The 26,106-nt window shown below is 71.9% G+C and carries 25 protein-coding genes; 15 read left to right on the plus strand and 10 right to left on the minus strand.

The features are described 5' to 3' along the window. Positions 1-136: 136 nt before the first annotated feature. The 3 genes from ACFYW9_RS39975 to ACFYW9_RS39985 are packed head-to-tail and all read right to left on the minus strand — an operon-like array spanning position 137 to position 3,819. A complete protein-coding gene (locus ACFYW9_RS39975) occupies positions 137-988 on the minus strand; it encodes a hypothetical protein (RefSeq protein ID WP_389159931.1) in 852 nt (283 codons plus the stop codon). After that, positions 988-2,250, minus strand: a complete 1,263-nt coding sequence (locus tag ACFYW9_RS39980; RefSeq protein WP_389159933.1) for a VWA domain-containing protein — start codon at positions 2,248-2,250, stop codon at positions 988-990. The genes ACFYW9_RS39975 and ACFYW9_RS39980 overlap by 1 nt, the downstream gene beginning before the upstream one ends. 57 nt (positions 2,251-2,307) lie before the next feature. Beyond that, a complete protein-coding gene (locus ACFYW9_RS39985) occupies positions 2,308-3,819 on the minus strand; it encodes an IucA/IucC family protein (RefSeq protein ID WP_389159935.1) in 1,512 nt (503 codons plus the stop codon). Between the two features lie 85 nt (positions 3,820-3,904). Here ACFYW9_RS39985 and ACFYW9_RS39990 point away from each other — a divergent pair, with 85 nt between their 5' ends. The 4 genes from ACFYW9_RS39990 (at position 3,905) to ACFYW9_RS40005 (ending at position 7,278) form a co-directional block, all read left to right on the plus strand. Next, entirely contained in the window at positions 3,905-5,443 is a 1,539-nt protein-coding gene (locus tag ACFYW9_RS39990) for an IucA/IucC family protein (protein ID WP_389159967.1), read from the plus strand. A gap of 41 nt (positions 5,444-5,484) precedes the next feature. Further along, positions 5,485-5,769, plus strand: coding sequence for a DUF6461 domain-containing protein (locus ACFYW9_RS39995; RefSeq protein ID WP_389159969.1), 285 nt, complete (start codon positions 5,485-5,487; stop codon positions 5,767-5,769). A gap of 295 nt (positions 5,770-6,064) precedes the next feature. After that, a complete protein-coding gene (locus ACFYW9_RS40000; protein ID WP_389159937.1) occupies positions 6,065-6,979 on the plus strand; it encodes a HipA family kinase in 915 nt (304 codons plus the stop codon). Beyond that, entirely contained in the window at positions 6,976-7,278 is a 303-nt protein-coding gene (locus ACFYW9_RS40005) for a SelT/SelW/SelH family protein (protein WP_389159939.1), read from the plus strand. The genes ACFYW9_RS40000 and ACFYW9_RS40005 overlap by 4 nt, the downstream gene beginning before the upstream one ends. A 6-nt stretch (positions 7,279-7,284) precedes the next feature. Here ACFYW9_RS40005 and aceB read toward each other — a convergent pair whose 3' ends face one another. Together aceB and ACFYW9_RS40015 are read right to left on the minus strand one after the other, a co-directional pair. Next, positions 7,285-8,919, minus strand: coding sequence for a malate synthase A (gene aceB, locus ACFYW9_RS40010; protein WP_389159941.1), 1,635 nt, complete (start codon positions 8,917-8,919; stop codon positions 7,285-7,287). A gap of 283 nt (positions 8,920-9,202) precedes the next feature. After that, positions 9,203-9,802: an NTP transferase domain-containing protein gene (locus ACFYW9_RS40015; RefSeq protein ID WP_389159943.1), complete on the minus strand. Its 600-nt coding sequence runs from the start codon at positions 9,800-9,802 to the stop codon at positions 9,203-9,205. 212 nt (positions 9,803-10,014) lie between these two features. Between ACFYW9_RS40015 and ACFYW9_RS40020 the strand changes: the two genes are divergently transcribed. Further along, on the plus strand, positions 10,015-10,338 hold the full coding sequence (locus ACFYW9_RS40020; RefSeq protein ID WP_351875491.1) for a DUF5955 family protein: 324 nt from the start codon (positions 10,015-10,017) through the stop codon (positions 10,336-10,338). Between the two features lie 15 nt (positions 10,339-10,353). On the opposite strand, the gene ACFYW9_RS40025 is transcribed toward ACFYW9_RS40020, so the two are convergent. Together ACFYW9_RS40025 and ACFYW9_RS40030 are read right to left on the minus strand one after the other, a co-directional pair. Continuing rightward, positions 10,354-10,986 carry a response regulator gene (locus ACFYW9_RS40025; RefSeq protein WP_389159945.1) on the minus strand — a complete coding sequence of 211 codons (633 nt, stop codon included), beginning with the start codon at positions 10,984-10,986 and terminating at the stop codon, positions 10,354-10,356. After that, entirely contained in the window at positions 10,983-12,302 is a 1,320-nt protein-coding gene (locus ACFYW9_RS40030) for a sensor histidine kinase (protein ID WP_389159947.1), read from the minus strand. Before ACFYW9_RS40030 ends, ACFYW9_RS40025 begins: the two co-directional genes overlap by 4 nt. 223 nt (positions 12,303-12,525) lie before the next feature. On the opposite strand from ACFYW9_RS40030, the gene ACFYW9_RS40035 reads away from it, so the two are divergent. After that, entirely contained in the window at positions 12,526-13,563 is a 1,038-nt protein-coding gene (locus ACFYW9_RS40035; RefSeq protein ID WP_389159949.1) for an ABC transporter permease, read from the plus strand. 19 nt (positions 13,564-13,582) lie between these two features. Continuing rightward, on the plus strand, positions 13,583-14,269 hold the full coding sequence (locus ACFYW9_RS40040; protein ID WP_389159951.1) for an ABC transporter ATP-binding protein: 687 nt from the start codon (positions 13,583-13,585) through the stop codon (positions 14,267-14,269). 311 nt (positions 14,270-14,580) lie between these two features. Here ACFYW9_RS40040 and ACFYW9_RS40045 read toward each other — a convergent pair whose 3' ends face one another. Further along, positions 14,581-15,384 carry an IclR family transcriptional regulator gene (locus tag ACFYW9_RS40045; protein WP_326784725.1) on the minus strand — a complete coding sequence of 268 codons (804 nt, stop codon included), beginning with the start codon at positions 15,382-15,384 and terminating at the stop codon, positions 14,581-14,583. A 353-nt stretch (positions 15,385-15,737) separates the two neighbouring features. Here ACFYW9_RS40045 and allB point away from each other — a divergent pair, with 353 nt between their 5' ends. Both allB and alc read left to right on the plus strand, forming a co-directional pair. Beyond that, a complete protein-coding gene (gene allB, locus ACFYW9_RS40050) occupies positions 15,738-17,078 on the plus strand; it encodes an allantoinase AllB (RefSeq protein ID WP_389159953.1) in 1,341 nt (446 codons plus the stop codon). A gap of 37 nt (positions 17,079-17,115) precedes the next feature. Then, positions 17,116-18,255, plus strand: coding sequence for an allantoicase (gene alc, locus ACFYW9_RS40055; RefSeq protein WP_351875472.1), 1,140 nt, complete (start codon positions 17,116-17,118; stop codon positions 18,253-18,255). Positions 18,256-18,439: 184 nt separating this feature from the next. Here the strand turns inward: alc and ACFYW9_RS40060 are convergent, their stop codons facing one another. Both ACFYW9_RS40060 and ACFYW9_RS40065 read right to left on the minus strand, forming a co-directional pair. Further along, complete coding sequence (locus ACFYW9_RS40060; protein ID WP_389159955.1) at positions 18,440-19,189, minus strand: SDR family oxidoreductase; 750 nt, start codon at positions 19,187-19,189, stop codon at positions 18,440-18,442. A 282-nt stretch (positions 19,190-19,471) separates the two neighbouring features. Further along, entirely contained in the window at positions 19,472-20,362 is an 891-nt protein-coding gene (locus tag ACFYW9_RS40065; protein ID WP_389159957.1) for a prohibitin family protein, read from the minus strand. Between the two features lie 270 nt (positions 20,363-20,632). Here ACFYW9_RS40065 and ACFYW9_RS40070 point away from each other — a divergent pair, with 270 nt between their 5' ends. From ACFYW9_RS40070 to ACFYW9_RS40095, 6 genes are all read left to right on the plus strand, one after another. Further along, positions 20,633-21,442 carry an AIM24 family protein gene (locus tag ACFYW9_RS40070; protein ID WP_389159959.1) on the plus strand — a complete coding sequence of 270 codons (810 nt, stop codon included), beginning with the start codon at positions 20,633-20,635 and terminating at the stop codon, positions 21,440-21,442. 172 nt (positions 21,443-21,614) lie between these two features. Next, complete coding sequence (locus tag ACFYW9_RS40075; protein WP_389159961.1) at positions 21,615-22,223, plus strand: dihydrofolate reductase family protein; 609 nt, start codon at positions 21,615-21,617, stop codon at positions 22,221-22,223. 899 nt (positions 22,224-23,122) lie between these two features. After that, positions 23,123-23,326 carry a cold-shock protein gene (locus tag ACFYW9_RS40080; RefSeq protein ID WP_151471173.1) on the plus strand — a complete coding sequence of 68 codons (204 nt, stop codon included), beginning with the start codon at positions 23,123-23,125 and terminating at the stop codon, positions 23,324-23,326. A 341-nt stretch (positions 23,327-23,667) separates the two neighbouring features. Then, a complete protein-coding gene (locus ACFYW9_RS40085; protein WP_389159963.1) occupies positions 23,668-25,158 on the plus strand; it encodes a DEAD/DEAH box helicase in 1,491 nt (496 codons plus the stop codon). A gap of 46 nt (positions 25,159-25,204) precedes the next feature. Beyond that, positions 25,205-25,609 (plus strand): CBS domain-containing protein, encoded by a 405-nt coding sequence (locus ACFYW9_RS40090; protein WP_389159965.1) that lies wholly within the window; start codon positions 25,205-25,207, stop codon positions 25,607-25,609. 54 nt (positions 25,610-25,663) lie between these two features. After that, positions 25,664-25,972 carry an SCO5918 family protein gene (locus ACFYW9_RS40095; RefSeq protein WP_389159966.1) on the plus strand — a complete coding sequence of 103 codons (309 nt, stop codon included), beginning with the start codon at positions 25,664-25,666 and terminating at the stop codon, positions 25,970-25,972. Positions 25,973-26,106: the final 134 nt, after the last annotated feature.

Below are 26,106 nucleotides of genomic sequence, written 5' to 3' on the forward strand. Positions count from 1 at the left end.
GGGCGGCGGCGCGGGGCCCCCCCCCCCCCCCCGCCCCCGGCGCCCCCCCCCCCCCCCCCCCCCCCCCCCCCCCCCCCCCCCCCCCCCCCCCCCCCCCCCCCCCCCCCCCCCCGGGCCTCGGTCCACGGCCTGCGGGTCAGGCGCCCGGCGGAATCCGGGAGGGGCGCCCGCGGCCCCGCGTCAGCGAGTACCCCCAGATGCCGGCGAGAGCCGCGAGGACGCCGCCGATCCCGGTCCACACCCAGCGGTCGGACCACCAGCCGGAGGTGTCGGGCCGGAGCGAGGACAGCGTCGCCGTCTCGGAGCCGGAAACGTCGTCGGAACCGTCCTCCTCGGGATTCTCCGCCGCCGTGATGGCGATGCCCGGGACCAACGGCTTGGCGAGCGAGCCGTCGACCGCCGCCGAACCGCCGATGTCCTTGGAGTCCACCTGGAGTTGCGCGCTCATCGGCAGACCCAGATCGGCCGCGCCGAGACCGGTGGCGGTGAGCCGGACGTAATAGGTGCCCGGCAGCGGGTCGTTGGCCCAGGTCTCCGACCAGGCGCGCACGGTGCGCAGGGTGCAGGACAGCTCCACGGAGGACGCGTCCGACCCCGCCGTGCGGGTCTGCGCCCCGTACTGGCAGGCCTGACGGCGCCGCAGACCGTCGTACACGTCGATCTGCCAGGTCTCGGAGGAGCCGCGCCTGGACGCCTCGGGCAGCTTCACCGTCGCCTTCACGGTGGGCCGCTGTCCCGCGTCCGCGGGGAACTGCCAGTACAGGTAGTCACCCGTGGAGGCGCCGGCGGTGGCCTGCCGGCCCTGCTCGATCTCGGTCGCCGTGCGGAAGGACGTACCGGCCTCGGTGGGCGCGGAGTCGTCACCCGAAGGGCTCGCGGACGGCGTGGAGTCGGCGAGGGCCGGGGAGGCGGCCGCGCCGAGCAGCGCGGGTGCCGCGGCGACCCCCGCGAGGAGGGCGGCGGTGCTCAGTACACGTCGGATACGCATCAGTTGGTCCTCCAGACCGAGAACCGCCAGCGAGAGATCCAGCCCCACAGCAGACCCGCGAGGAAGCCGGTCAGCACCAGGGCGCCGAGCAGCCACCAGCCGCGTCCGAGGCCGAAGGAGGCCACGTCACCCGCCTGGTCGGGGCCGTCGACGACGTCGACCGTCAGTTCCAGCGGCAGACCGGGCGTGGTCTTCACGCCGGACGCGGCCGAGAAGGAGTTGGACACCTGCAGGCACACGACCTCCGCGGGCGCGTCCTCGTCGTCGCTCTCGGCCTTCGGGTAGCGCAGGCCGGTCGAGACGACGTCCGTGCGGCCGTTCCCGGCCGACTCGCCGCGCACGATCTCCCGGCCGTGCACGGTGACGGCACGCAGCAGCACCCCGTAGTCGCGATTGACCTGACGGTCGGCCGCGATGCTCACCGAGGCACGCAGCTCCTTGCCCGGCGCGACCTCCACGCGGTACCAGCGGTGCTGCGCGAACTCCTCGCGGTCGGTGTAGAGACCCGACTTGACGGCGGGCGCCCCGGTGCACGAGTCGGCACCCTGCACCGCCACCGGCTTCACCACCGGATCGGCGGCGCGGTCCACCAGCTGGTTGACGCGGTCGCTGAGCTGCTCCTTGTGCTCCACCGAGGTGTACGTGCCCCCGGTGGCCTCGGCGATGCAGCTCAGCTGCTTGCTCACCTTGACGTTGGGGACCAGCCCCAGGGTGTCGATCGTCAGGTTGATGCCCTTGGCCGCGATCTCGCGGGCCACCTGGCACGGGTCGAGCGGCTGGCAGGTGTCCTCGCCGTCGCTGATCAGCACGATGCGACGGGTGCCCTCACCGCCGTCGAGGTCGTCGGCCGCCTTGAGCAGGGCGGGGCCTATCGGGGTCCAGCCGGTCGGGCTGAGGGTCGCGACGGCGGTCTTGGCCTCGGTGCGGTCCAGCGTCCCCACCGGGTAGAGCTGGGCCGTGTCCTTGCAGCCGGTCTTGCGGTCGTCCCCGGGGTAGTTGGCGCCGAGGGTGCGGATGCCGAGTTGTACCTCCTGCGGCGTAGCGTCGAGCACTTCGTTGAACGCCTGCTTCGCCGCGGACATCCGCGACTCGCCGTCGATGTCCCGGGCCCGCATCGAACCGCTGACGTCCAGCAGGAGTTCGACCTTGGGCGCGGTCGCCGTCGTTTCGTCGGCGACCGCTCCGGCCGGGTGGGCGATCCCGGCGGCCAGGGCGGCGAGCAGGGCGCAGACGCCCGCCGCCAGCCGTTGTCTTGTGATCATCGGCGGATCCTATTGATCAAAGGTGCCGCTCGTAAAAACGAGAGGTGTCCCGCGGCATCACGTTCCGGGCCCGGCGAGCGGCCGAGGAAGCAGTGTCCACAGGTCACCCGGGGTCTCGGGGGAGAGCCGCATCAAAGTGAGCGCTTTGGCGGGGAGCGGCTCACCGAGGAGCGCGGGGAGGTCCGCGGTGCGCGGGAGATCCGCCGCGACGCTGTCGAGCGCCTCGCGGAGCGCGGCCGTCGAACCCGCCGTCGCGCCCAGGGTGCCGCCGACGAGGGAACCGAAGAGCTTGCGGCGCAGGGCGGTCTCGTCGTCCGTCACGATGCGCCCGGACAGCCGCGGGACCGGGACGCCGTGCCGGGCCAGCCGGGCCGGACTCACCCGGATGTCGGCCAGGTCGCGGTAGACGAGCCGGACGGGGGAGCCCGCGCGGTCGAGGATCACCAGCAGGTTCTGGCCGTGCGCCTCCAGCGCCACCCCCGACTCCAGCAGCCGCAGCCCCGTGGTGAGGACGAGACGGGTGAACTCGGCCAGCCAGGAAGCCTTTTCGGGCAGCGACGTCAGCGGAAGGGCGGCCACCGGCACGCACCTCTCACCCGCGCCCGCGTAGCCGTCCGGTGACTCCCGCACCACCGCCGCGAGATCGGGGAAGCCGGCGGAGGCCGCGCCGAGGGTACGGGTGATGTGCAGCGGAACGTCCAGACCCGCCAGTGTCCCCTCCAGGAACGCCGAGACCGTCTCCGCCGTTTCCACCGAGTACACCGAGATGTCCCGCACCGACGAGGTCAGCCGGGCGCTCAGCGCGGTCTTCACATGCGGTCCGTCCGGCACCGCGAGGGTCCTCAGCGACATCAACGGGTGAGCGGCGAAACCCTCCTGGACCGGGGCGTCCAGCACATGAGCGGTCTGCCAGGGGTGCACCGGGATCAGCACCCGCTCCCCGTCCCGCAGCCACTTCGGCCAGTCGCCCGTGACGAGACAGCCGTCCACCGCCACCAGGCCCAACTCCACCGACGGCCGGTGCTCCGGCCCGTACGCGAGCTGTTCGGCCACCGAGAACCCGGGCCGCGCACGGCAGTTGGGGTGATACGGATGCCCGTCGACGATCCGCTGTTCCCACACCCAGCTCGCCTCGGGCTCTTCGGGAGTGCCCCAGGACGCCGCCCGGTCCGCCCGCGACAGGGCCATGGAGGCGACACTGTGCGCGAGTTCGGCCGCGAAGGCGGGACCGTGCGGCACGCCGAGGGCGTCGACGAGCAGCTCCGGACGGTCGTACGCCCGCCCGGCGAGCCGCACTTCGGTCACGTAGGCGGAGGTGGCGTACGGGTCGGCGTGCGGTCCGCGCAGCCGCCGGCCGTCCGTCAGGCCCAGCGTGAGACCCCCACGGTCCGTGTCACGGCGGGCGATCCACGGCAGCGGCTCGTACGCCAGCGCGCGCCACAGCCGGGTCAGCACGGCGGCCCGGGCACCGGGCAGAGCCTCGGCGTACGGCGCCGACAGCCCGGGACGTACGGCGCCCAGCTCCTCGGCGAACGCGGTCTCGGTGTCGGGCGTGGAGGGACGGGGCACAGGCGGGCTCCTCGGGTACGGGGGACTATGTCGTGATCGCCCGCCGCGGCGGACATACTGATCACCAGTGCACCGCATGAATCGAATGGACCGGATGGATCGCGTGGACTTCAAGCCGACCGTGTTCCCCCAGCTCACCGCTGGCGACATGGACGAGGCCGCCGACGCGTACGCCGCCGCGCCGTTGCTCAATTGTCTCCTTCGCGAACTGGCGGAACCCACACCGGAACCGGGCGTCCACCGGCTCCGCGCCGATGGCCGGATGCTGCGCGTGCGGGGGACGCGGCGCCCCGTCGAGCCCGAGGTGTACACCGGGGGAGCCTGGCACCGGCTCACCCACCGGGAACTGGTCGCCTTCGCGGCCGAGGAACTGCGCCGGTCCACCGGAGCGGCCAACTCCGAACTGCCCGCGGAGATGACCGACAGCCGGGACGTGGTCGCCGCCCTCCTGCGCGCCCGCGCCGGGGCGACGCCCCCCGAGGACCCGTATCTGCGTTCCGAACAGTCCCTGATCACGGGGCACCCGTACCACCCGGCACCCAAGACCCGCGGTGGCGGCCCGGTCAGCGGCTGGCTGCCCTACGCACCCGAGGCGTACACCCGCTTCCCGCTGGAACTGCTCGCCGTGCGGGAGGACACGGTCGTCGAGGAGGGCGACACGAGGGCCCTCGACACCCTGGGCAGGGCCCCCGCCGGATACCGGCTGCTGCCCGCCCACCCCTGGCAGTTGACCCTGACCGGCGCCGGCCGGGCGATCCGGGACGCCTTCGCGGACGGCCGGCTCCTGCGCCTCGGACCCACCGCCCGCCCGTTCTGGCCGACGGCCGCGGTCCGCACCCTCTACGACCCCGAGGACGACCTGTTCGTCAAGTTCAGCCTCGACGTCCGCATCACCAACGACATCCGCCGGCTGTGGCGGCACGACCTGCTGAAGGTACGGGCCACCGACGCGGCCACCGCCGCGGCGTTCGCCGCGCAGGACCGTCCCGCCGCCTGGCTGAGCGACCGCGGCTACCGCACCGCCGACTTCGCCTTCGAGGAACTCGCCGTCCTGGTCCGCGACGGACTGCGCGACCACCTCGTCCCCGGCGCGACCCCGCTGCTCGCCGCCGCCCTGGTGGAGGGGTTCGACGGCAACCCGCTCGACCGGCTGACCGAGCCCTCGGCCTGGTGGGCCGCCTACCTCCGCCAGGTGGTGCCCCCGGTGCTGGAGGCGTTCGCCCGCCACGGAGTCGTCGTCGAGGCCCACCTGCAGAACACCCTGATCGCCGTGGACGCCGCCGGCACGCCCGTCCAGGCACTGTTCCGGGACGCGGAGGGAGTGAAACTGCTGCCGGGGGTGACCCGCGCGGCCGGCTGGGAACGGCTCGTGTACTGCCTGATCGTCAACCACCTCGCCGAGCTGGCCGCCCTCCTCGCCGAGCGGTTCCCGGGTACGGACCCCTGGCCCGCCGTACGACGCGAACTCCACCGCCGCGGCGCGGACCACGGCCTCCCCGAGATCGCGGCCCTGCTCTCCTCACCCACCGTCCCGGGCAAGACCAACCTGCTGCTCCGCTGGACCCGGGCGGACGGCGCCGACGCCCGCTATGTGCCCCTGCCGAACCCGCTGGCCGGATTCTGAGGCCGGGGCCACGACCGGGCCGCCTTCTCACCGACGCGGACATCGGCGTCGCACGGATCGGGGAATCGCAGGGGTGGGCGTTCGCCGCCGAATACGGCGAAGCCCCCGGCACCAGGCATGACGTCCTCGAAGGCATTTCACGCAAGGGAGTCGAGGCGGTGAATCTCGATCCCCAGGCATTTCACCCGCCTTCCGTTTTCTCGTATGCCGCCGACGGAGAGCTGCTGTGCTCGTTCGGCCTCGGTGAGGAACGAAGGCGCTGGGGAACCCGGCCGGACCTTCTCCAGGAGGATCTGAGAACGGCGGGCTGCCGCTGGTGGCGGTGAGCGGGAATCCTCCCCCGACTCGCTGAGCCGCGACGCGTGAGTACACGGAAGATTCGACGGGACTCCGGGTGTCGCCTGCGGGATTCGATTCCCGTCGTTTATGGGTGAGGGAAATTGAGACAATTTCCGATTGCCCATATGGCGACGGCGGCTCCGGGCCGGTCGGGACGGTGCGGAAATGACCGACGCGGTGACCGGAAACCGACGAGGCGACCGGCACACCCCGCGGATGGTGACACGCGGTTACTATGGTCACTTCGGACTGCGAGGCTGAAGACTCGGATGGCCTGGGGAAATGCTGAACGACGTCACCGTGACCCGCTACGTCACGCCCCTGCGTGAGGGCGGCTCGCTGCCGGGTCTCGTCGAGGCCGACGACCTGGGGACCTACGTCGTGAAGTTCACGGGGGCCGCCCAGGGCCACAAGGCGCTGGTCGCCGAGATCGTCGTCGGTGAGCTGGCCCGGGCCCTCGGGCTGCGTTTCCCCGAACTGGTCCTCGTCCACTTCGACCCGGTCTCCGGCGCGCACGAACCCCATCAGGAGGTCCAGGACCTGCTCCGGGCCAGTGCCGGGCTCAACCTCGGCATGGACTACCTGCCGGGCGCGAAGGACTTCACCCCCGAGGTCGCGCGGACGTTCCCGGTCGACCCGCTGGAGGCGGGCAAGGTGATCTGGCTGGACGCCCTCACGGTCAACGTGGACCGCACGGTGCACAGTTCGAACCTGATGATCTGGCCCACCTTCGGTATCGCGCCGCCCCGCCTGTGGCTGATCGACCACGGCGCCGCCCTCGTCTTCCACCACCGCTGGGACGCCTCGGCGCCGGAGAAGGCGTACGACTTCAGGAGCCACGCGCTCGGCGGCCACGGCCCGGACACCCGCGCGGCCGACGCCGAACTCGCCCCCCTGGTCACCGAGGAACTGCTGCGCACGGTCCTGGCGCAGGTGCCCGACGCCTGGCTCATGGACGAGCCGGGCTTCGCGAGCCCCGACGCGGTCCGCGAGGCGTACGTCGGCTACCTCCTCGCCCGTGTCCGTGCCTCGGCGGCCTGGCTCCCCACGGACTTCCCGAGCCGGGAAGAGCTCGCGGCCGAGGACGCCGACCGGGCGGAGCGGACCCAGCGGGGCCGCCCGGACTGGCTCAAGCGCGTCCCGGACCTGCACGGCAAACCGTCGGCGGAACAGGATTGGTCGGTGCATCTGGGATGACGGACGTCCAGCGGGTCCAGATCGAGTACTGCACCCAGTGCCGCTGGCTGCCCCGCGCAGCCTGGCTGGCCCAGGAACTGCTCACCACCTTCGAGGCGGAGCTCGACGAGCTGTCCCTGAAGCCCGGCACCGGTGGTGTCTTCGTCGTCCGGGTCAACGACGAGGTGATCTGGGACCGCCACGAGCAGGGGTTCCCCGAGCCGACCGCGGTCAAGCGCCTGGTGCGCGACCGAGTGGCCCCGGGAAGATCCCTGGGCCACTCGGACCGTACGGCCGACGGAGCGGATGCGGCGGACTGAGCCGGGTCAGCCGGTCAGCTGCTCGTAGGCGGGCAGGGTGAGGAAGTCCGCGTAGTCCTCGTCCAGCGCGACCTTCAGGAGCAGGTCGTGCGCCTGCTGCCACCGGCCGGCCGCGAAGGCCTCCTCGCCGATCCCGGCGCGGATGTCCGCGAGTTCCCGCGCGGCGATCTCGCGGGCCAGCTCCGGGGTGGCCGCCACGGTCCTGCCGTCGTGCTCGAAGACGACACCCGCGTTGATCCACTGCCAGATCTGCGAGCGCGAGATCTCGGCGGTGGCGGCGTCCTCCATGAGGTTGAAGATGGCGACGGCCCCCAGGCCGCGCAGCCAGGCCTCGATGTAACGGATGCCGACCTGCACGGCGTTGACCAGACCGTCGTACGTCGGCCGGGCGTCGAGCGAGTCGACGGCGATGAGGTCACCGGCCGCGACCGACACGTCCTCGCGCAGCCGGTCCTTCTGGTTCGGCCGGTCGCCGAGGACGGCGTCGAAGGAGGCCATCGCGATCGGGACGAGGTCGGGATGGGCCACCCACGAGCCGTCGAAACCGTCGCCCGCCTCACGGTCCTTGTCGGCCTTGACCTTCTCGAAGGCGACCTTGTTGACCTCCTCGTCGCGCCGCGAGGGGATGAACGCGGCCATGCCGCCGATCGCGTGAGCGCCACGCTTGTGGCAGGTGCGGACGAGGAGTTCGGTGTACGCGCGCATGAACGGGGCCGTCATCGTCACCGCGTTGCGGTCCGGCAGGACGAACTTGGTCCCGCCGTCACGGAAGTTCTTGACGATGGAGAACAGGTAGTCCCAGCGGCCCGCGTTCAACCCGGAGGCGTGGTCGCGGAGTTCGTAGAGGATCTCGTCCATCTCGTACGCGGCCGTGATCGTCTCGATCAGGACGGTCGCGCGGACCGTGCCCTGCGGGACGCCGATGTGGTCCTGCGCGAAGACGAACACGTCGTTCCACAGGCGGGCTTCGAGGTGGGACTCGGTCTTGGGCAGATAGAAGTACGGGCCCTTGCCGAGGTCGAGCAGCCGCTGGGCGTTGTGGAAGAAGTACAGACCGAAGTCGACCAGGGCGCCGGGCACGGGCGTGCCGTCGGCGGCGACGAGGTGACGCTCGTTCAGATGCCAGCCGCGCGGCCGCATCACGACGGTCGCGAGCTCGGCGTCCGGCCTGAGGGCGTACGACTTCCCGGACGCCGGGTCGGTGAAGTCGATGCGGCGGGCGTACGCGTCGGTCAGGTTCAGCTGACCGGTGACGACGTTCTCCCAGGTGGGCGCGGAGGCGTCCTCGAAGTCCGCGAGCCAGACCCGGGCGCCCGAGTTGAGGGCGTTGACGGTCATCTTGCGGTCGGTGGGGCCGGTGATCTCGACCCGGCGGTCGTTCAGCGCGGCCGGGGCGGGGGCCACCCTCCAGGAGTCGTCCGCGCGGATCGCGGCGGTCTCCGGGAGGAAGTCCAGCGTGGAGGTGCGGGCGATCTCGGCACGCCGCTCCGCGCGGCGGGCGAGGAGCTCGTCACGCCGGGGCGTGAACAGCCGGTGCAGCTCGGCCACGAAGGCGAGGGCCGCTTCGGTGAGGACCTCCTCCTGCCGGGGCAGGGGCTCGGCGTCGACGATGGCCAGCGGGGACGGCGCTGGTGCGGACATGAGCTGTCACTCCTTCAGCGAGCTGCGTGCGGGCGAGCTGTTGACGGCGATCCGTGTACGGGGCCTGCGGGCGAGCCGCATGCCGGTCGAACGAGCGAACCATGGACGGCGTCACCGCGCCTGGCACCCGGTGCCGTGACGCGTGCGGACGACCTCGGGCGCCCTCGGCACGGCGAGGCGCTTCTGAGCAGTGGATACTAATTTCCTCATGGTGGAAGTTCAATGGTTTGTTGATGTCGAGATTCTCCAGGTCGACGGAAGGTGGCGCTCGGTGCCACCCCGTTCATTCGAGGTGGACCAGGTCGGCCTCCGTGTCGATGTCGTACGCCCGCGCCACGTCCCCGCACTCCACGAGGGTGACCGCCTCCTCGTGCGCCTTCAGATAGGCGCGCGCCCCCCGGTCGCCGGTGGCGGCCGCCGCGATCCCGGCCCAGTGACCGGCCCCGAAGAGCACCGGATGGCCGCGCTCACCGTCGTACGCCGCCGCGGCGAGCGTCAGCGGGTCGGCGTACGCGGCCAGCACCCGGGCCACCGCCTCCCGGCCGATCCCCGGCTGGTCGACCAGCGACACCAGCGCGGCCCGCGCCCCCGAGTCCGTCAGCGAGTCGAGCCCGGCCCGCAGCGAGGAGCCCATGCCCTCCTCCCAGCGGGGGTTGTCCACGAGGACGCACCCGGGCAGCGAGGCCCGATCCCGTACGGCGTCGGCCCGGGCGCCGAGCACGACATGGACGCGGGCGCAGCCGCCGGCCCGCAGCTCCTCCACCGCGTGCTCGACGAGGGGCCGCCCCCGGTGGGGCAGCAGTGCCTTGGGGCGGCCCCCGAGACGCCGTCCGCCTCCGGCCGCCAGCACCAGCCCCACCACCTCGCCCTTGTTCTCCGTCATGTCCCCTGCATACCCGACCGGGCCCGGGTGTGCCCCGGAACCCGGGCCGTCACCGCGGTGTCCCCGGGCTGAATTTCGGTCCGCGCAGTGGCGCCCGGCGCACCGGGTGGCGTTTACTGGCCCGCGTCCCCCGGCGCCTGACCACCGCCACGGGGAACTGGAGCCGACATGAGCGGGACCGACGTATGACGGCGCGCGCGAGGGGGAGAGCTGTGCTGCGGAGCTTGGGGCAGAGACCGGTGACGGGCGGCGACGAGGATCCGAGGGTGGCGGAGTTACGTACCGCCGTCGCCCGGCTGCGCCGTGAACTCGCCGTGCATCCGGTGGAGTTCCCCGACCGGGGCATCGCCGAGGACGAGCTCGCGTCCCTCGCCGCGATGGCCGCCGGAGGCGTCCCCGAGGTTCCCCGGCTGCGCCGCTCGCTCCTCCTGGTCGCGGGCGCGATCGGTTCGGTGAGCGCTCTCGCCACCCGCCTCGCGGACGTCCGCAGCGCGGTCGAACTCTTCGGGGAACCCCCGCACCGGACCCGGCGTTGAGCTGTCGGACAGGCACTAGCGCCCCCTGCGGATGACACCCCGCTCGGTGGCCGCCGCCACGGCCGAGGTGCGGGAGTCCACACCCAACTTGGCGTAGATGTGCACCAGGTGGGACTTCACGGTCGCCTGGCTCAGGAACAGCTCCTTGCTGATCTGCTGGTTCGAGAGGCCGTCCTTGACCAGTTCGAGGACCTCCAGTTCGCGACGGCTGAGGGCGGCGGCCGGGGTGCGCATGCGGTCCATGAGCCGGTCGGCGACCTTCGGGGCGAGCGCCGAGTGACCCGAGGCGGCGGTGCGCACGGCGGCGGAGAGCTCCTCGGGAGGAGCGTCCTTGAGGAGATAGCCACAGGCGCCCGCCTCGACCGCGGCGAGGATGTCCGCGTCGGTGTCGTACGTGGTCAGGACGAGGACCCGGGGTGCGCCGGGGCGTGCCGTGATGACCGCCGTGGCCTCCGCCCCGTGCATCCCGGCGCCGAACTGGAGGTCCATGAGGACGACGTCCACACCACCGGCCCCCGCCCGCTCCACCGCGGCCTCCGCCGTCGGCGCCTCCGTGACGATCTCGAAGTCCGGCTCCGCGGACAGCACCGCGCGCAGCCCGGCGCGGACGACGGGGTGGTCGTCCGCGAGCAGCAGTCGGACGGTCATGCCCGGCTCCCCACGGCGCGGCGGTCCGCGTCGGCCGGCTCCCCGGTGGCGGGCACGGGCAGCGGCAGCGTGACCGCCACCGCCGTGCCCTGACCGGGAGCCGACTCGACGGTGAACGTCCCGCCCAGCGACCGCGCGCGCGAGCGCATCGCGGGCAGCCCGAAGCCCCCGTCCGTCGCGTCTCCGCCGACGACGTCCGCGTCGGCGGTGTCTCCGCCCGGGCGGTCCCGGTTCAGGTGGTTCCGGTTCAGGTGGTCCCGGTCCGGACGGTTCCGGTCCGGCCGTACGTCGCCGGGAGTGAAGCCGGCCCCGTCGTCCACCACGTCCAGCGCGACCGAGGTGTCCATGAAGCTCAGCGTGATCTCCACGCGATCCGCGTGCGCGTGGCGCAGGGCGTTGCCGAGCGCCGACTGCGCGATCCGCAGCAGGGCCACCTCGTACGGAGTCGGAAGCCCGGCCGGCGGGCCGCTCACCGTGAAGCGGACCTTCGGCGTGTCCACGGCGGCCGACCCGCACAGCCGCTCCAGCGCGGCGGCGAGCGAACCGTGTTCCAGACCGGGAGGGGTGAGCGCGCGGACGAAGCGACGGGCTTCGGCGAGGTTGTCCTGCGCGGTCGCGCGGGCCTGCTCCAGGTGCGGTGCGGCGGGGGAGTCCGCGGGCAGCAGTCGCTGGGCGGCCCGCAGCAGGAGCTGGATGCTGGACAGGCCCTGGGCGAGCGTGTCGTGGATCTCGCGGGCGAGCCGCTCCCGTTCGGCGAGCGTGCCCGCGGCGCGTTCGGCCTCGGCCAGTTCGGCACGGGCGGCGACGAGTTCCTCGATCAGCTCGCGGCGGCGCTCGCTCTCCCGGTACAGCGCCTCGTACCCGAGGACCGTGGCGACCGCCACCCCCGCCCCGAGCAGCGGCCCGATGAACGCGCCGGGCGTGAGGGGCGCGCCGTGCGCGACGAAGCTCGCGACCGCCGCCCCCGCCGTCAGGGCGACCGCGGGCAGGCTCCAGCGCACCGGCAGCAGGTGCAGCTGCAGGAAGTAGAGGGGGAACGCCACCCACAGCCCGTCCGGCGAGAGCGTGACGAGAGCCAGCCAGCTCACGCCGAGGGCGGCCACCCACAGCGCGGCCGTACGCCGTGAGCGGTGCACCGCCGCGGAGACCGCGCCCGCCGCGAGCACCACCCCCGTCACGAGGACCGACACGACGACCGCCCCCGGGTGCCCGGTGCCCCCGCTGCGGACGGCGGCCGGCAGGAGGAGGCCCGCGAGCAGGGCGTACAGGCACAGCCGCAGGACGGCGACGACGGGGGAGCGGAGGGGGACATCCATGGTCGTTCCAGGGTAGGCGGGGCAGTGCCGGACCCGGTCAACCGAAAGGTTGAAAGCGGGCTGCTCCCTTCGCCCGCGGGGTTCTCCTCCCCAGTCCGCGGGCCGCCGTCCCTTCGGTCCCGCGCGGTGCGTCTCCCGGCGATCCGCGCGCCCCTCCTTCGGACCGGGGGAAGCGTGCCGCGGGACGATGCCCCGGACGGGGTCCGGGCGGCAGGGTCGAGGCATGTTCGTCGCATGGAGAGACCTACGGTTCGCCAAGGGGCGGTTCGCCCTGATGGGAGCCGTCGTCGTACTGATCACCCTGCTCGTGGGGCTGCTGTCCGGGCTGACCGCCGGGCTCGCCGCGGAGAACACCTCTGCGGTCACCGCGCTGCCCGCCGACCACCTGGCCTTCGCCGCGCCGGCCGCGGGCCAGCCGGTGTCCTTCACCGGGGCGCGAGTGCCGTCCCGCGCCTGGGAGACCTGGTCCGGCACACCCGGCGTCACCTCGGCCGAGCCCATCGGCATCCGCACCCTGAACGCGGCCGCCGGGAACCGTACGGCCGCGGTGTCCGCCTTCGCCGTGCGGCCGGGGTCGGGCATCGCCCCGGCGGGGGTCGCCCCGGGCCGTGCCGTGCTGTCCGAGAAGGCCGCCGCCGAGCTCGGCGTGACGCCCGGGGACCGGGTGGGGCTCGGCGGCGCCGAGCTGACCGTCGCGGCCGTGGCCGGCCGTGCCTCGTACAGCCACACCCCGGTCGTGTGGACCGACCTCTCCGGTCCGGCGACCGTGATCGCCCTGCGCGCTGACGGAGCCGATCTGCGGGCGGCCGACCGTGCCGCCGGCACGAAGACCTCCACCAAGGGCGACGCCCTCACCGCCATCGGCTCCTACCGGGCCGAGAACGGCTCGCTCCAGCTCATGCGCGGATTCCTCTTCGTCATCTCGGCACTCGTCACCGGGGCGTTCTTCACGGTCTGGACCATCCAGCGGGCGCCCGACATCGCGGTCCTGAAGGCGCTGGGCGCCTCCACGCCGTACCTGCTGCGCGACGCGCTCGGCCAGGCGGTGTCCCTGCTCGCCGCCGGGACGCTGATCGGCACCGGGCTCGCGGCCGGAGCCGGCGCGCTCGTGCGGGGCGGCGGTGTGCCGTTCGCGCCGGCCGGACCGGCCGTGCTCGGACCCGCCGCCGTGACGATCGCCCTCGGGGCGCTCGGCGCGGGCCTGTCCGTCCGGCGGATCACCGCCGTCGACCCGCTGACCGCGCTGGCGAGCGCCCGATGAGAACCCCGGAGACCACCCGATGAGCCTGACCCTCGACGACATCACCCTCACCTACCCCGACGGCGACGGCCGTGTGACCGCTCTGGACGGCGTCGGCCTGCTGGTGCCCGCCGGAACGACGACGGCCGTCGTGGGGCCCTCCGGATCCGGCAAGTCCAGCCTCCTCGCGGTCGCCGCGACCCTGGTCGCCCCGGACCGCGGACGTGTCCTCGTCGGCGGTACGGAGACAGGGGCGCTGACCTCCGCCGAGCGGGCCGTCCTGCGGCGGCGCGAGATCGGCATCGTGTTCCAGCAGCCGAACCTGCTGCCCTCGCTGACCGCGCTGGAACAGCTCCAGGTGATGGGGCACCTGGACGGGCGCCGTCGAGTGACGCGGCGCGCGAGGGAGCTGCTCGCCGAGGTCGGGCTCGGCGACCTGGCCCACCGGCGCCCCCACCAGTTGTCCGGTGGTCAGCGGCAGCGGGTGAACATCGCCCGAGCGCTGGTCAACGAGCCGTCGGTGCTCCTGGTCGACGAGCCGACCAGCGCCCTCGACCACGAACGCGGTACGGCGGTGATCGACCTGCTGCTGCGGCTCACGCGTGAGCGCGCCACGGCGACCGTCCTCGTGACACACGACCGCGCCCGCCTCGGCGAGGCGGACGCGGTGCGGGAGATGACGGACGGGCGCCTGGAGGTGCCCGTCGCGGTGTCCGGGGCGGACTGAGCCGGGCGAGGAGAGAGGCGCGGTGCGGGGGCGGTCTGAGAGCCGGGCGGGGAGCGGTGCGTGGTGTCGGGGCGCATCGAGCCGGGTGGCTCGGAGGGGAGTCCCGCGGTCGGCGGTTCCCAGGTCCTGTCGGCGTCGTCCGTACGGAAGACCCGGCGCCGCCGGCCGGCCGGGAGGGGAGCAGCGCGCGGTGCCCGGGGCGGACCGAGCCGGGCCGGAACGGCGTGCGGCCTCCCGACCCGTCCTCCCGACCCGTCCTCCCGACCCGTCCTCGTGGACACGGCCGGAGCCCGGGTCAGCCGACGCCCGGGTCAGCCGGCGCCCGGTCCCGAGCTGGCCAGAGCCTCCGACAGTTCGGCCGCGACCTGCTGGAGCACCGGCACGATCTTCTCGGTGGCGGCCTCGGTGACCCGGCCGGCCGGGCCGGAGATCGAGATCGCGGCGGCGGTCGGGGAGTCGGGCACGGAGACGGCCAGGCAGCGGACGCCGATCTCCTGCTCGTTGTCGTCGACCGCGTAGCCGGTCCGGCGCACCTCGTCGAGCGCGGCGAGGAAGCCGTCCGGCGTGGTGATCGTCTTCTCCGTCGCGGCGGGCATCCCCGTACGGGCGAGCAGCGCCCGCACCTCGTCGTCCGGGGTGTGGGCCAGCAGCGCCTTGCCGACGCCCGTGGAGTGCGGCAGCACCCGGCGGCCCACCTCGGTGAACATGCGCATCGAGTGCTTGGACGGCACCTGGGCGACGTACACGATCTCGTCCCCGTCGAGCAGCGCCATGTTCGCGGTCTCGCCGGTCTCCTCCACCAGGCGCGCCAGATAGGGGCGGGCCCAGGTGCCGAGCAGCCGGGAGGCGGACTCGCCGAGACGGATCAGCCGGGGACCGAGCGCGTACCGGCGGTTGGTCTGCTGTCGTACGTATCCGCAAACCACGAGGGTGCGCATCAGCCGGTGGATGGTGGGCAGCGGCAGCCCGCTGCTCGCGGAGAGCTCGCTCAGGCCGACCTCGCCCCCGGCGTCCGCCATGCGCTCCAGCAGGTCGAAGGCGCGCTCGAGGGACTGGACGCCGCCACTGGGAGCGGACGATCTGGCGTCGGTGGTGCTGGCGCTGGACGGCGGCACGGCGGCGGTCCTTTCGGGGCGCGGTATCGAGCGGGGTGACCCGAAGAGTCTCGAAGGGGGCGGCGGCGGGCGGGCAGAGACGCAGCCTACCCGGCAGCGCATCCACTGCCGGGTAGGGTGAGACTACATTCTGTCTGTCGGAAATATGACTCCGCGATGCGGAAGATCGTGCGGTCGGGCGCATCGGGTGCATTTGGGGACAGGGGCCGGCCGGGTCGGGAGGAGGCTGGAGGAATGGGCCCTTGACGGAGCGGGGGCCGGAGTGAAGACTTCTTCAACAGAAAGTTGAATTCCGTTACGCGGAAGCAACCCGGCGGCAACGGGAGTCAACGGCGGCGGAGAGAGGGGTCCGGGTGTCCGATGCCGAACTGGTGCTGCGCTCGACGCGCGTCATCACTCCCGGAGGGACGCGCGCCGCTTCGGTCGCGGTCGCCGGGGGAAAGATCACGGCCGTGCTGCCGTACGACGCCGAGGTGCCGCCCGGCGCCCGGTCGGAGGACGTCGGCGACGACGTCCTGCTGCCCGGCCTCGTCGACACCCACGTCCATGTGAACGACCCCGGCCGCACCGAGTGGGAGGGTTTCTGGACCGCGACCCGCGCCGCGGCCGCCGGCGGCATCACCACCCTGATCGACATGCCGCTCAACTCCCTCCCGCCGACCACGACGGTCGGCCACCTCCGTACGAAGCAGGACGTCGCCCGCTCCAAGGCGCACATCGACGTCGGCTTCTGGGGCGGCGCGCTGCCCGGCAACGTCGAGGACCTGCGGCCCCTGCACGACGCCGGTGTCTTCGGGTTCAAGGCGTTCCTGTCGCCGTCCGGGGTCGAGGAGTTCCCCGAACTGGACCAGGACCAACTCGCCCGGTCCCTCGCCGAGATCGCCGGCTTCGGCGGCCTGCTGATCGTGCACGCCGAGGACCCGCTCCACCTGGCCGCCGCCCCGCAGAAGGGCGGCCGCAGTTACGCCGACTTCCTCGCCTCGCGCCCCCGGGACGCCGAGGACAGCGCCGTCAAGAGCCTCATCGCGCAGGCCGCGCGCCTCGACGCGCGGGTGCATGTGCTGCACCTGTCGTCGAGCGACGCGCTCCCGCTGATCGCCGCCGCCAAGGCGGACGGCGTCCGGATCACCGTGGAGACCTGCCCGCACTACCTCACTCTGACCGCCGAGGAAGTCCCGGACGGCGCCAGCGAGTTCAAGTGCTGCCCGCCCATCCGTGAGGCCGCCAACCAGGACCTGCTGTGGCAGGCGCTCGCCGACGGAACCATCGACTGCGTGGTCACCGACCACTCGCCGTCGACCGCCGATCTCAAGACGGACGACTTCGCGACCGCGTGGGGCGGCATCTCCGGCCTCCAGTTGAGCTTGTCCGCCGTGTGGACCGAGGCCCGCAGACGCGGCCACGGCCTGGAGGACGTGGTCCGCTGGATGTCCTCCCGCACGGCGGGACTGGTCGGCCTGGGCGACCGCAAGGGCGCCATCGCGGCCGGCCACGACGCCGACTTCGCGGTGTTCGCCCCCGACCAGACCTTCACCGTCGACCCCGCCGCGCTCCAGCACCGCAACCGGGTGACCGCCTACGCGGGCAGGACCCTCAGCGGTGTCGTGAAGTCGACGTGGCTGCGCGGCGAACGCGTCGTCGCCGAGGGCAGGTTCACCGAGCCCGCCGGACAACTCCTCGTCCGCCACCCGTAATCGCAACGCCCGACCCCCGAAAGGCAGATCGATCATCGTGACGGCGCAGCGCCCGACCGTTCCGGCCACCTTCACCGGAGACGCGAACCCCTACCGAGGCGGCGACCCGTACGCGGACTACCGCACCGCCGACTTCCCCTTCACCCGGTACGCCGACCTGGCGGACCGGCGGCTCGGCGCGGGGGTCGTCGCCGCCAACGACGAGTTCTTCGCCGAGCGCGAGAACCTCCTCGTGGCCGGGGCCGCCGAGTTCGACCCCGAGCACTTCGGTCACAAGGGCAAGATCATGGACGGCTGGGAGACCCGGCGGCGCCGCGGTGCCTCGGCCGAGCACCCGTGGCCGACCGCCGAGGACCACGACTGGGCCCTGGTGCGCCTCGGTGCCCCCGGGGTGATCCGCGGGATCGTCGTCGACACGGCCCACTTCCGCGGCAACTATCCGCAGGCGGTGTCGGTCGAGGGCGCCTCGGTGCCCGGTTCACCCTCGCCCGGGGAACTTCTCGCGGACGAGGTGAAGTGGACGACCCTGGTACCGCGCACCGCGGTCGGCGGTCACGCGGCCAACGGGTTCGCCGTCTCCGTGGAGCAGCGCTTCACGCACCTGCGCGTCAACCAGCACCCCGACGGGGGCATCGCGCGACTGCGGGTGTACGGCGAGGTCGTGCCCGACCCGCGCTGGCTGTCCGTCCTCGGCACGTTCGACGTGGTCGCCCTGGAGAACGGCGGACAGGTCGAGGACGCATCCGACCTCTTCTACTCACCGGCCACCAACACCATCCAGCCCGGCCGCTCGCGCAAGATGGACGACGGCTGGGAGACCCGCCGGCGACGCGACGACGGCAACGACTGGATCCGCTACCGGCTCGTCGCCCGGTCCGAGATCCGCGCCGTCGAGATCGACACGGCGTACCTGAAGGGCAACAGCGCCGGATGGGCCTCGGTGTCGGTGCGGAACGGCGACGAGGGCGACGCGGGGGAGTGGACGGAGATCCTGCCCCGCACCCGCCTCCAGCCCGACACCAACCACCGCTTCACCCTCGCGGCACCCGCCGTCGGCACGCACGCGCGCGTGGACATCTTCCCGGACGGCGGCATCTCCCGGCTGCGCCTCTTCGGCTCTCTGACGGAGGACGGGGCGTCGGGGCTGACGGCACGGCACCAGGAACTGGGCGGCTGAGCTGAGTCTTCCGGGTCCCGTCGTCCGGAGCCGTGGCGCCCGTGTGCCGACGGTCCCGTGGGACGTGCCGATGCCGGTGCGTCCCACGGGCCGTGGCCGGCTTGCGCCGGGTACGACGTCTCTCCAGGCGATCCAGGTGATCCAGGCGATCGGGTGATCCGGATACCGGGGCCGGCCTGACGCGTTACGCCGCGTGGCCTCCGTCCACCGCGAACTCCGCCCCCGTCACGTACCCCGCCTCGCTTCCCGCCAGATACGCGACCATCGAGGCGACCTCATGGGCGGCGCCGAAGCGGCCGAGGGCGGTCATCGCGGTCTGGCCCGGTGCGTACGGGCCGTCCGCCGGGTTCATGTCCGTGTCGATGGGGCCGGGATGGACGATGTTGGCGGTGATCCCGCGGTCGCCCAGTTCCCGCGCCAGCGCCTTGGTGAGACCGATCAGCGCGGACTTGCCCGTGGCGTAGAGCGTCCCTCCGGGGCCGGGGACCCGCTGTGTCATGCAACTGCCGATCGTGATGATCCGCCCTCCGTCCCCGAGGTGCGACGCGGCCGACTGGGAGGCCAGAAAGACCCCCCGGACGTTGACGGCGAGCACCCGGTCGACCTCCGCCGGGGACAGGGACTCCAACGGTCCCAGGACGCCCACCCCCACGTTGTTGACGAGTACGTCGAGCCGTCCGAACTCCGCGACGACCCGGTCCACCACCCCGCCGGCCTCCGCCGCGTCCGAGGCGTCCGCGCACAGGGCGAGTCCCCTGCGTCCGAACCCCTCGACGCCCCGTACGACGCCCTCCGCGGCTTCCTTGCCCCGCACATAGGTGACGGCCACGTCCGCACCCTCCTGGGCCAGGCGCAGCGCCGTCGCGGCCCCGATGCCCCGGCTGCCACCGGTCACGAGTGCCACCTTGCCGTTCATGGTTCCTCGAGAAGTCATGCGTCCATCCCAGCGGTCGCACACGTCCGGCGCTGGCGGCGAACGGACACCGAATTCGCCGGTCGCGGGGTTCGGGACCAGCCCGACTCACCGTGGCCGTCGATGTCAGCGGAACGGCTTTGGCACCGGGCGGACCTGGGGCGGTTCGTCCGGCCAACCCCACCAGACATGCCGTCCGGCATGTTTCCCCGGTGACCGGCAGGTCCGGCGGCTTCGTCCTCCCGCTCGGAGAGGACGAAGCCGCCGGACGTCATGAACCGGCAATCCTTGCCCGCGGCGGCGTCAGTTCTTGCCGTTGTCCACGATCACCGGAGTGCCGTTCGAGTCCGTGCCACACGGCACCGCGTACACCGGGTTGGCCTTCGCGGCTTCCTTGTACGCCTCGATGCACTGGTTGTACAGCACCTTGTCGCTCAGCGACCGCTCGATGATCTTGTTGGCGTTGGCGATGCCCTCCGCCTCGATCCGCTTGCGCTCCGCCTCCGCTTTGGCCGTACGCGCCGCCTCGGTGGCCCGCTCGGTGGCCTGCTCCTGCTGGATCTTCTTGTCGATCTGGTCCTGCAGCTTCTCCGACGGCCTCACATTGCGCAGGTTGACGGAAGTGACGTCGATGCCGCGCGGTGCCAGTCGCTCGGCGATGAGGTCGGCGATCTCCGTGCTGATCTGCTCGCGGGCGGACGCGTAACCTTCCTCGCTGGTGTGCTTCGCGAAGACGTTGCGGATGATCTCGCGGCTGTCCGGCAGCACCAGCCGCTCCTCGACGGCTTCCTCGTTGCCCGCCAGCCGGTACAGCGCGACCGCCTTGGCCGGAACCACGGCCCACTTGATGGTGACGTCCGCGTAGAGCACGCCGCCCTGCGAGGAGCGGACCTCCACCACGTCCTTGTCCTTGAGGTCGAGGTCCACCGGGCGGGTCGAGAAGGACGTGACGTCGGTGAACGGTGACTTGAAGTGCATGCCCGAGGTCAGCGGTGTGCCGAGCTTGCCGAAGGTGACCGGCACGCCGACCTCGTAGGCACTCACGACATGGATGCAGGCGAAGGCGCCTGCCAGCACACCCGCAAGGGCGCTGAGCGCCGCCCCGAGCTTCCAGTGGCCCGCGGGAGTGCGGCCGCGGCCGACAAGAAGGAGCACTACTGCGGCTATGAGCAGCAGGATGGACAGCACGAACACAGGTATCCCCCTCCGGAAACGTGACCGCGCCTCCTGGGGCGCGGCACCGGCGCATCGTAGCGATCTCGGGTGTCGGGTACATGGCCCGAGCCAGGCAAGAACCGCCGGCTCCGGTGCCGGTCTCCCCTATGGAGTCAGAGGCAACGACAAGCGGTGGCGAGAACCGGAGCAACGAGAAATCAGGACCGGCCGAGGCGGGAGTGAGCGCACAAGCCGACACCTCACCCGGATGACCGGAACTCTTTGCTCCGCTTCCCGCGTTCTCACGGCGTGACTCTTCAGCAAGAAATCGTCGGCAACGCCATGCAGATGGCGGTCGTCAACCTGCGCCTCGGTCAGACCGTGTACTGCGAAGCGGGAAAGTTCCTGTTCAAGACCACCAACGTGACCATGGAGACGCGGCTCTCCGGACCGTCGGGCGGCGGCGGGCAGCAGGGTGGCGGAGGCGGCAGGGGCGGCATGCTGCGCCAGGCCGTGGGCACGGCCATGCAGGCAGGTCAGCGCGCCCTCGCGGGCGAGTCGCTGGCGTTCCAGTACTTCACGTCGACGGGCGGCGAGGGCACCGTCGGTTTCGCGGGCGTGCTGCCCGGCGAGATGCGCGCCCTGGAGCTCGACGGCACACGCGCGTGGTTCGCCGAGAAGGACGCCTTCGTGGCGGCGGAGTCGACCGTGCAGTTCGGCATCGCCTTCCAGGGAGGGAGGACCGGGCGCAGCGGCGGCGAGGGATTCGTCCTGGAGAAGTTCACCGGCCACGGCACGGTGATCATCGCGGGCGCGGGCAACTTCATCGACCTGAACCCGGCCGACTTCGGAGGCCGCGTCGAGGTCGACACGGGCTGCGTGGTCGCCTTCGAGGAGGGTATCCAGTACGGCGTCCAGCGGATCGGCGGGCTCAACCGGCAGGGTCTGATGAACGCGGTCTTCGGCGGCGAGGGCCTGTCGCTGGCCACACTGGAGGGCGACGGACGGGTGATCCTCCAGTCCCTCACCATCGAGAGCCTCGCCAACGCCCTGAGAAAGGCCCAGGGCGGCGACAAGCAGGGCCCGACGGGCGGACTGTTCTCGACCGGCGCGGGGTGAGTCCCGGCCCGCACGGGGCACGCCGTCGACCGGAACCGGGTGCGAGCCCCGTGCGGGGCGCGGGACCGGTGGAAGGACGCGGGGCGTTTTCGTCGCGGACCGATGAGTTGCGGGCGCCGGTGGGGTCTGTCCTGATGGCAGCAGACCCCACCGCAAGGAAGCAGGCACCGTCATGGGCAAGCTCACCCTCACCGCGTTCGTCAGTATCGACGGAGTCCACCAGGCGCCGGGCGGTCCCGGGGAGGACCCCAGCGGCGGCTTCGGCCAGGGAGGCTGGAGCGTTCCCTTCGGCGACGACGACTTCGGGAGCTTCGTCGTCGACAACTTCTCCCACGTCGACGCGTTCCTGCTGGGCAGGCGTACGTACGAGATCTTCGCGGGCTACTGGCCGAAGATGACCGACCCGGCCGACCCGATCGCCTCCAAGCTGAACGCGCTGCCCAAGTACGTCGTCTCCTCGACGATCACCGAGCCCGCCTGGGAGGGTACGACCGTGATCACCGGCGACCTCGGCAAAGAGGTCACCGCCCTCAAGGAGCGCACCGAGGGCGAGGTCCAGATCCACGGCAGCGCCGTCCTCGCCCAGTCCCTCCTCGCGCTCGGTCTGATCGACACCCTGCACCTGATGACCTTCCCCGTGCTGCTCGGCGAGGGCCGCCGCCTCTTCGCCGAGGGCGCCGCCCCCACCGCGTTCCGCCGCACCGGCGGGACGATCACCGGTTCCGGCGTCGCGATCAACACGTACGAGCGCGAAGGCCGGCCGACGTACGGCAGTTACTAGTGCCGCGACAGGCAACGTTTGCCCCGTCGCGACGCCCGGCACGCTCCCCCAAGCTCTCCGAGCAGGGGGCACCCCCACTCGCCGCACCGGCCGAAAGCCCAAGTACATCCAGTACGAGGACTTCCGGCCGGCACACCGAGAGCACGCTCCCCCAAGCGCTCGGCTTCGCTCGAGCAGGGGGGGACCCCCATGGCGCCGCTCCTTGAAGGGCAAACGTTGCCAGCCGCGGCACTAGGAGCGCGAGCGGCTCGCGGTCGGCCTTCGTCGGACGAGGGTCGACCGTCGGCCGCCGAGGGCCGACCGCTGTCCGCCGGAACGAACACCAAAGTTTCAGCCCGCTGTCAGTTGCCATGCCCGGGTGAAGCCGAGCCTTTGAGCGCACGGCACTTCCGGAGGGCGCAGTTTGCCCGACACGATCCACGGTGGCGTCCCCTCACCGGATCGAACGCTCGACCACTGCTCCGGACGCGGCGATCAGCGCAGGTCCGCCTCATGCTGGTGGCTGCTCATGGCCGCTGTTCAATGCGATCCTGCGGACAGCCGCACACGCCAAAGCGCCCCGACAACCCTGATTGCGGCTGACGACTCCGCTTTTCTGGAACGCTGCACTGCGAGTGAGTCAATATCTGTGCTCGCGAGGTGAGAGTTTGCCGGACCGCGTAGTGAGAGTTTTTGCCGCAATGAGCGGAGTGGAATTACTTAACCGACGCGGGCCGTTGCGGCGTGCTACTGTCCATCTCAGTTGCAGTTGTGGTTCCCGAACTTCAAGTGCTCCCACTCGGATTCTGTCGGGGAGAGCGCTTTTGTATTTCCGGTCATTTTCCGGCGGGGTGATCATCGCGGCGACACGGTGTTCGCACAGTGCGGACGCCGGTGTACTGCCCCAAAGGAGATATGACATGGCTGCTGGTACCGTGAAGTGGTTCAACGCGGACAAGGGTTTCGGCTTCATCGAGCAGGACGGTGGCGGCGCTGACGTGTTCGCCCACTTCTCGAACATTGCCGCCCAGGGCTTCCGTGAGCTGCTCGAAGGCCAGAAGGTGACCTTCGACATCGCGCAGGGCCAGAAGGGCCCGACGGCCGAGAACATCGTTCCGGCCTGACGCTGACGCGCACTGTGTAGCTGGGGCCCGCATCCCTCGGGGTGCGGGCCCCGGCTACACGCATTTTCCCGCAGTGGTTTCACCTGCGGGACGGCTCGGAGAAATCCGCAGTCTCACCACACGCGGCTACTCCTTCAGGATGCAGGCGCGTCCTGAAGAGCCACACCGCACCTCGGCGCCCGGGACTTTACGTCCTCGCTGCGTCACCTATTTCAGCATTTACGCCCGCCGCGGATTCCCGTCGGCCGGATTTGCTTTGACATCGGTCCATACTTGTAATTCCGTGCTGCTCACCGCTTGCGGGAATTCCTTGATATGTGCCGCATCGAGGAAGGTTCCGCATGAACCGCACACGTACGAACGACTATTCACCCCGCACCCGTAATGGCAGTGCCGACGCGGGAAGGAGCGTCAGCCGCTTCGGCTCGCCGGCACCGCGCCGTTCCGGCGGTCCTGCTCGTTCGGGCAGTTACGGCCGCCGGCCTGCCCCCGTGCAGGGTGAATTCGCGCTCCCCACGACGATCACCCCCGCGCTGCCTGCCGTGGAGAGCTTCGCCGATCTCTCCATGCCCGAGCAGCTGCTGGCCGAACTCGGCAGGCAGGGTGTGAGCGCGCCGTTCCCGATCCAGGGCGCGACGCTGCCGAATTCCCTGGCGGGCCGTGACGTCCTGGGCCGCGGGCGCACCGGCTCGGGCAAGACCCTCGCCTTCGGTCTCGCCCTGCTGGCCCGTACCGCCGGGCAGCGTGCTGAGCCCCGCCAGCCGCTGGGGCTGATCCTCGTACCGACGCGTGAGCTGGCGCAACAGGTGACCGACGCGCTCACGCCGTACGCCCGGTCCGTCAGGCTGCGGCTGGCCACGGTGGTGGGCGGGATGTCGATCGGCCGGCAGGCCGGCGCGCTGCGAGGCGGGGCCGAGGTCGTCGTCGCGACCCCGGGCCGGCTCAAGGACCTCATCGACCGGGGCGACTGCCGGCTGAACCAGGTGGGCATCACGGTGCTGGACGAGGCCGACCAGATGGCCGACATGGGTTTCATGCCGCAGGTCACCGCGCTGCTCGACCAGGTGCGTCCGCAGGGGCAGCGGATGCTGTTCTCCGCCACCCTGGACCGTAACGTCGACCTGCTGGTGCGCCGTTATCTGACGGACCCCGTCGTGCATTCGGTCGACCCGTCGGCCGGTGCGGTCACGACGATGGAGCACCACGTCCTGCACGTCCACGGCGCCGACAAGCACGCCGCCACGACGGAGATCGCCGCCCGCGACGGCCGCGTGATCATGTTCCTGGACACCAAGCACGCCGTCGACCGGCTGACCCAGGACCTGCTCAACAGCGGGGTTCGGGCCGCCGCGCTGCACGGCGGCAAGTCGCAGCCGCAGCGCACCCGCACGCTGGCGCAGTTCAAGACGGGGCACGTCAGCGTGCTGGTAGCGACCAACGTCGCGGCGCGCGGCATCCACGTCGACAACCTCGACCTCGTCGTGAACGTCGATCCGCCGACCGACCACAAGGACTACCTCCACCGCGGCGGCCGTACGGCCCGAGCCGGCGAGTCCGGCAGCGTCGTCACCCTCGTCACACCGAGCCAGCGCCGCGGCATGGTGCGCCTCATGGTGGACGCCGGGATCCGGCCGCAGACCACCCAGATCCGCTCGGGCGACGAGGCCCTGCACCGGATCACCGGCGCCCAGACCCCGTCCGGCATCCCGGTCGTCATCACCGCACCGGTGGCCGAACGCCCCAAGCGCAGCACCTCGCGGGGCCGGCGCCGCCCCTCTTCGACGACCCGGCGCGCGCCGGTACGCCAGACCGTCTTCGGCGCGGCGGCCTAGAACCTTCGTGATCAGGAAGCGGACCCATCTCTGCAGGAGGCACCTTGTGACGCTGGTTCAGATGCAGCCCCGCCCGGCGAGCGCCGACCCCGGGCACAAGACGGTGGCCGAGGTCATGGACGCGGCCGGACCGCAGGTCTGTGACGACATGAGTGTCGAGGTGGCGCTGTCGGTCATGGCCGCCGCACGCACGGGTCGGCTGGTCGTCTGTGACCAGGACGGCCAGTGCACCGGCCTGGTCACCCGGACCGAACTCACCGCCGTCCGCGACAGCTCCGCCTACACGGACCGCGTCCGCCTGCGCGAAATCCTCGACGACCACGGGTCGTTCACTACATCCGTGGCCACGACGGCCGAAGCCGAGCACGCGATGCGCTCCCGCCGGCTCGGTGCCCCGCAGGTGGTCGACGGGCAAGGCAGCGCTCTGGGCGTCCTCGCCCTCTCCCGCTGAACCGTCTCACCCCGGCCGGGCCGTTCTCCCTCTTCCTTCTCTCTGTGAGGTCACATGCGCTGTGTCATCGCCCGCTTCCCCTTCGAGCTCACCAAGAGCGGAGTGCTGGAATCGATGAAGGGCATCAAGCCCGAACCAGGTACCGGCGAATCTGTGATCATCGGCCGCCGCCACTACCCCGTCAAGCAGGTCGGCCAGGTCATCACCCGCCAGGACCGACGTGATTTCAGCGTCGGCGAAGTCCTCCGGGCCATGACGCAGCTCGGCTTCACCTGCCGTACCCTCCCCGAGGCCGCACCCGTACGCATCCTCAGCCCGCTCCAGCACGCTTCCGCGATGCTCGGCACTCCCGTGTCCGTCTGACCGAGGGAAACAGGCACGAAGCCGACACCTGAACAGCAGTGTGGGGGGGGGGGGGGGGGGGGGGGGGGGGGGCGCGCCGCCGCCCCCCCCCCCGCCCCCCACACCCCCCCCCCCGCGGACGAGTTCAGAGTGAT

The organism is Streptomyces sp. NPDC002698, from assembly GCF_042888945.1.
In the GTDB taxonomy this organism is placed as follows: Bacteria; Actinomycetota; Actinomycetes; order Streptomycetales; family Streptomycetaceae; genus Streptomyces.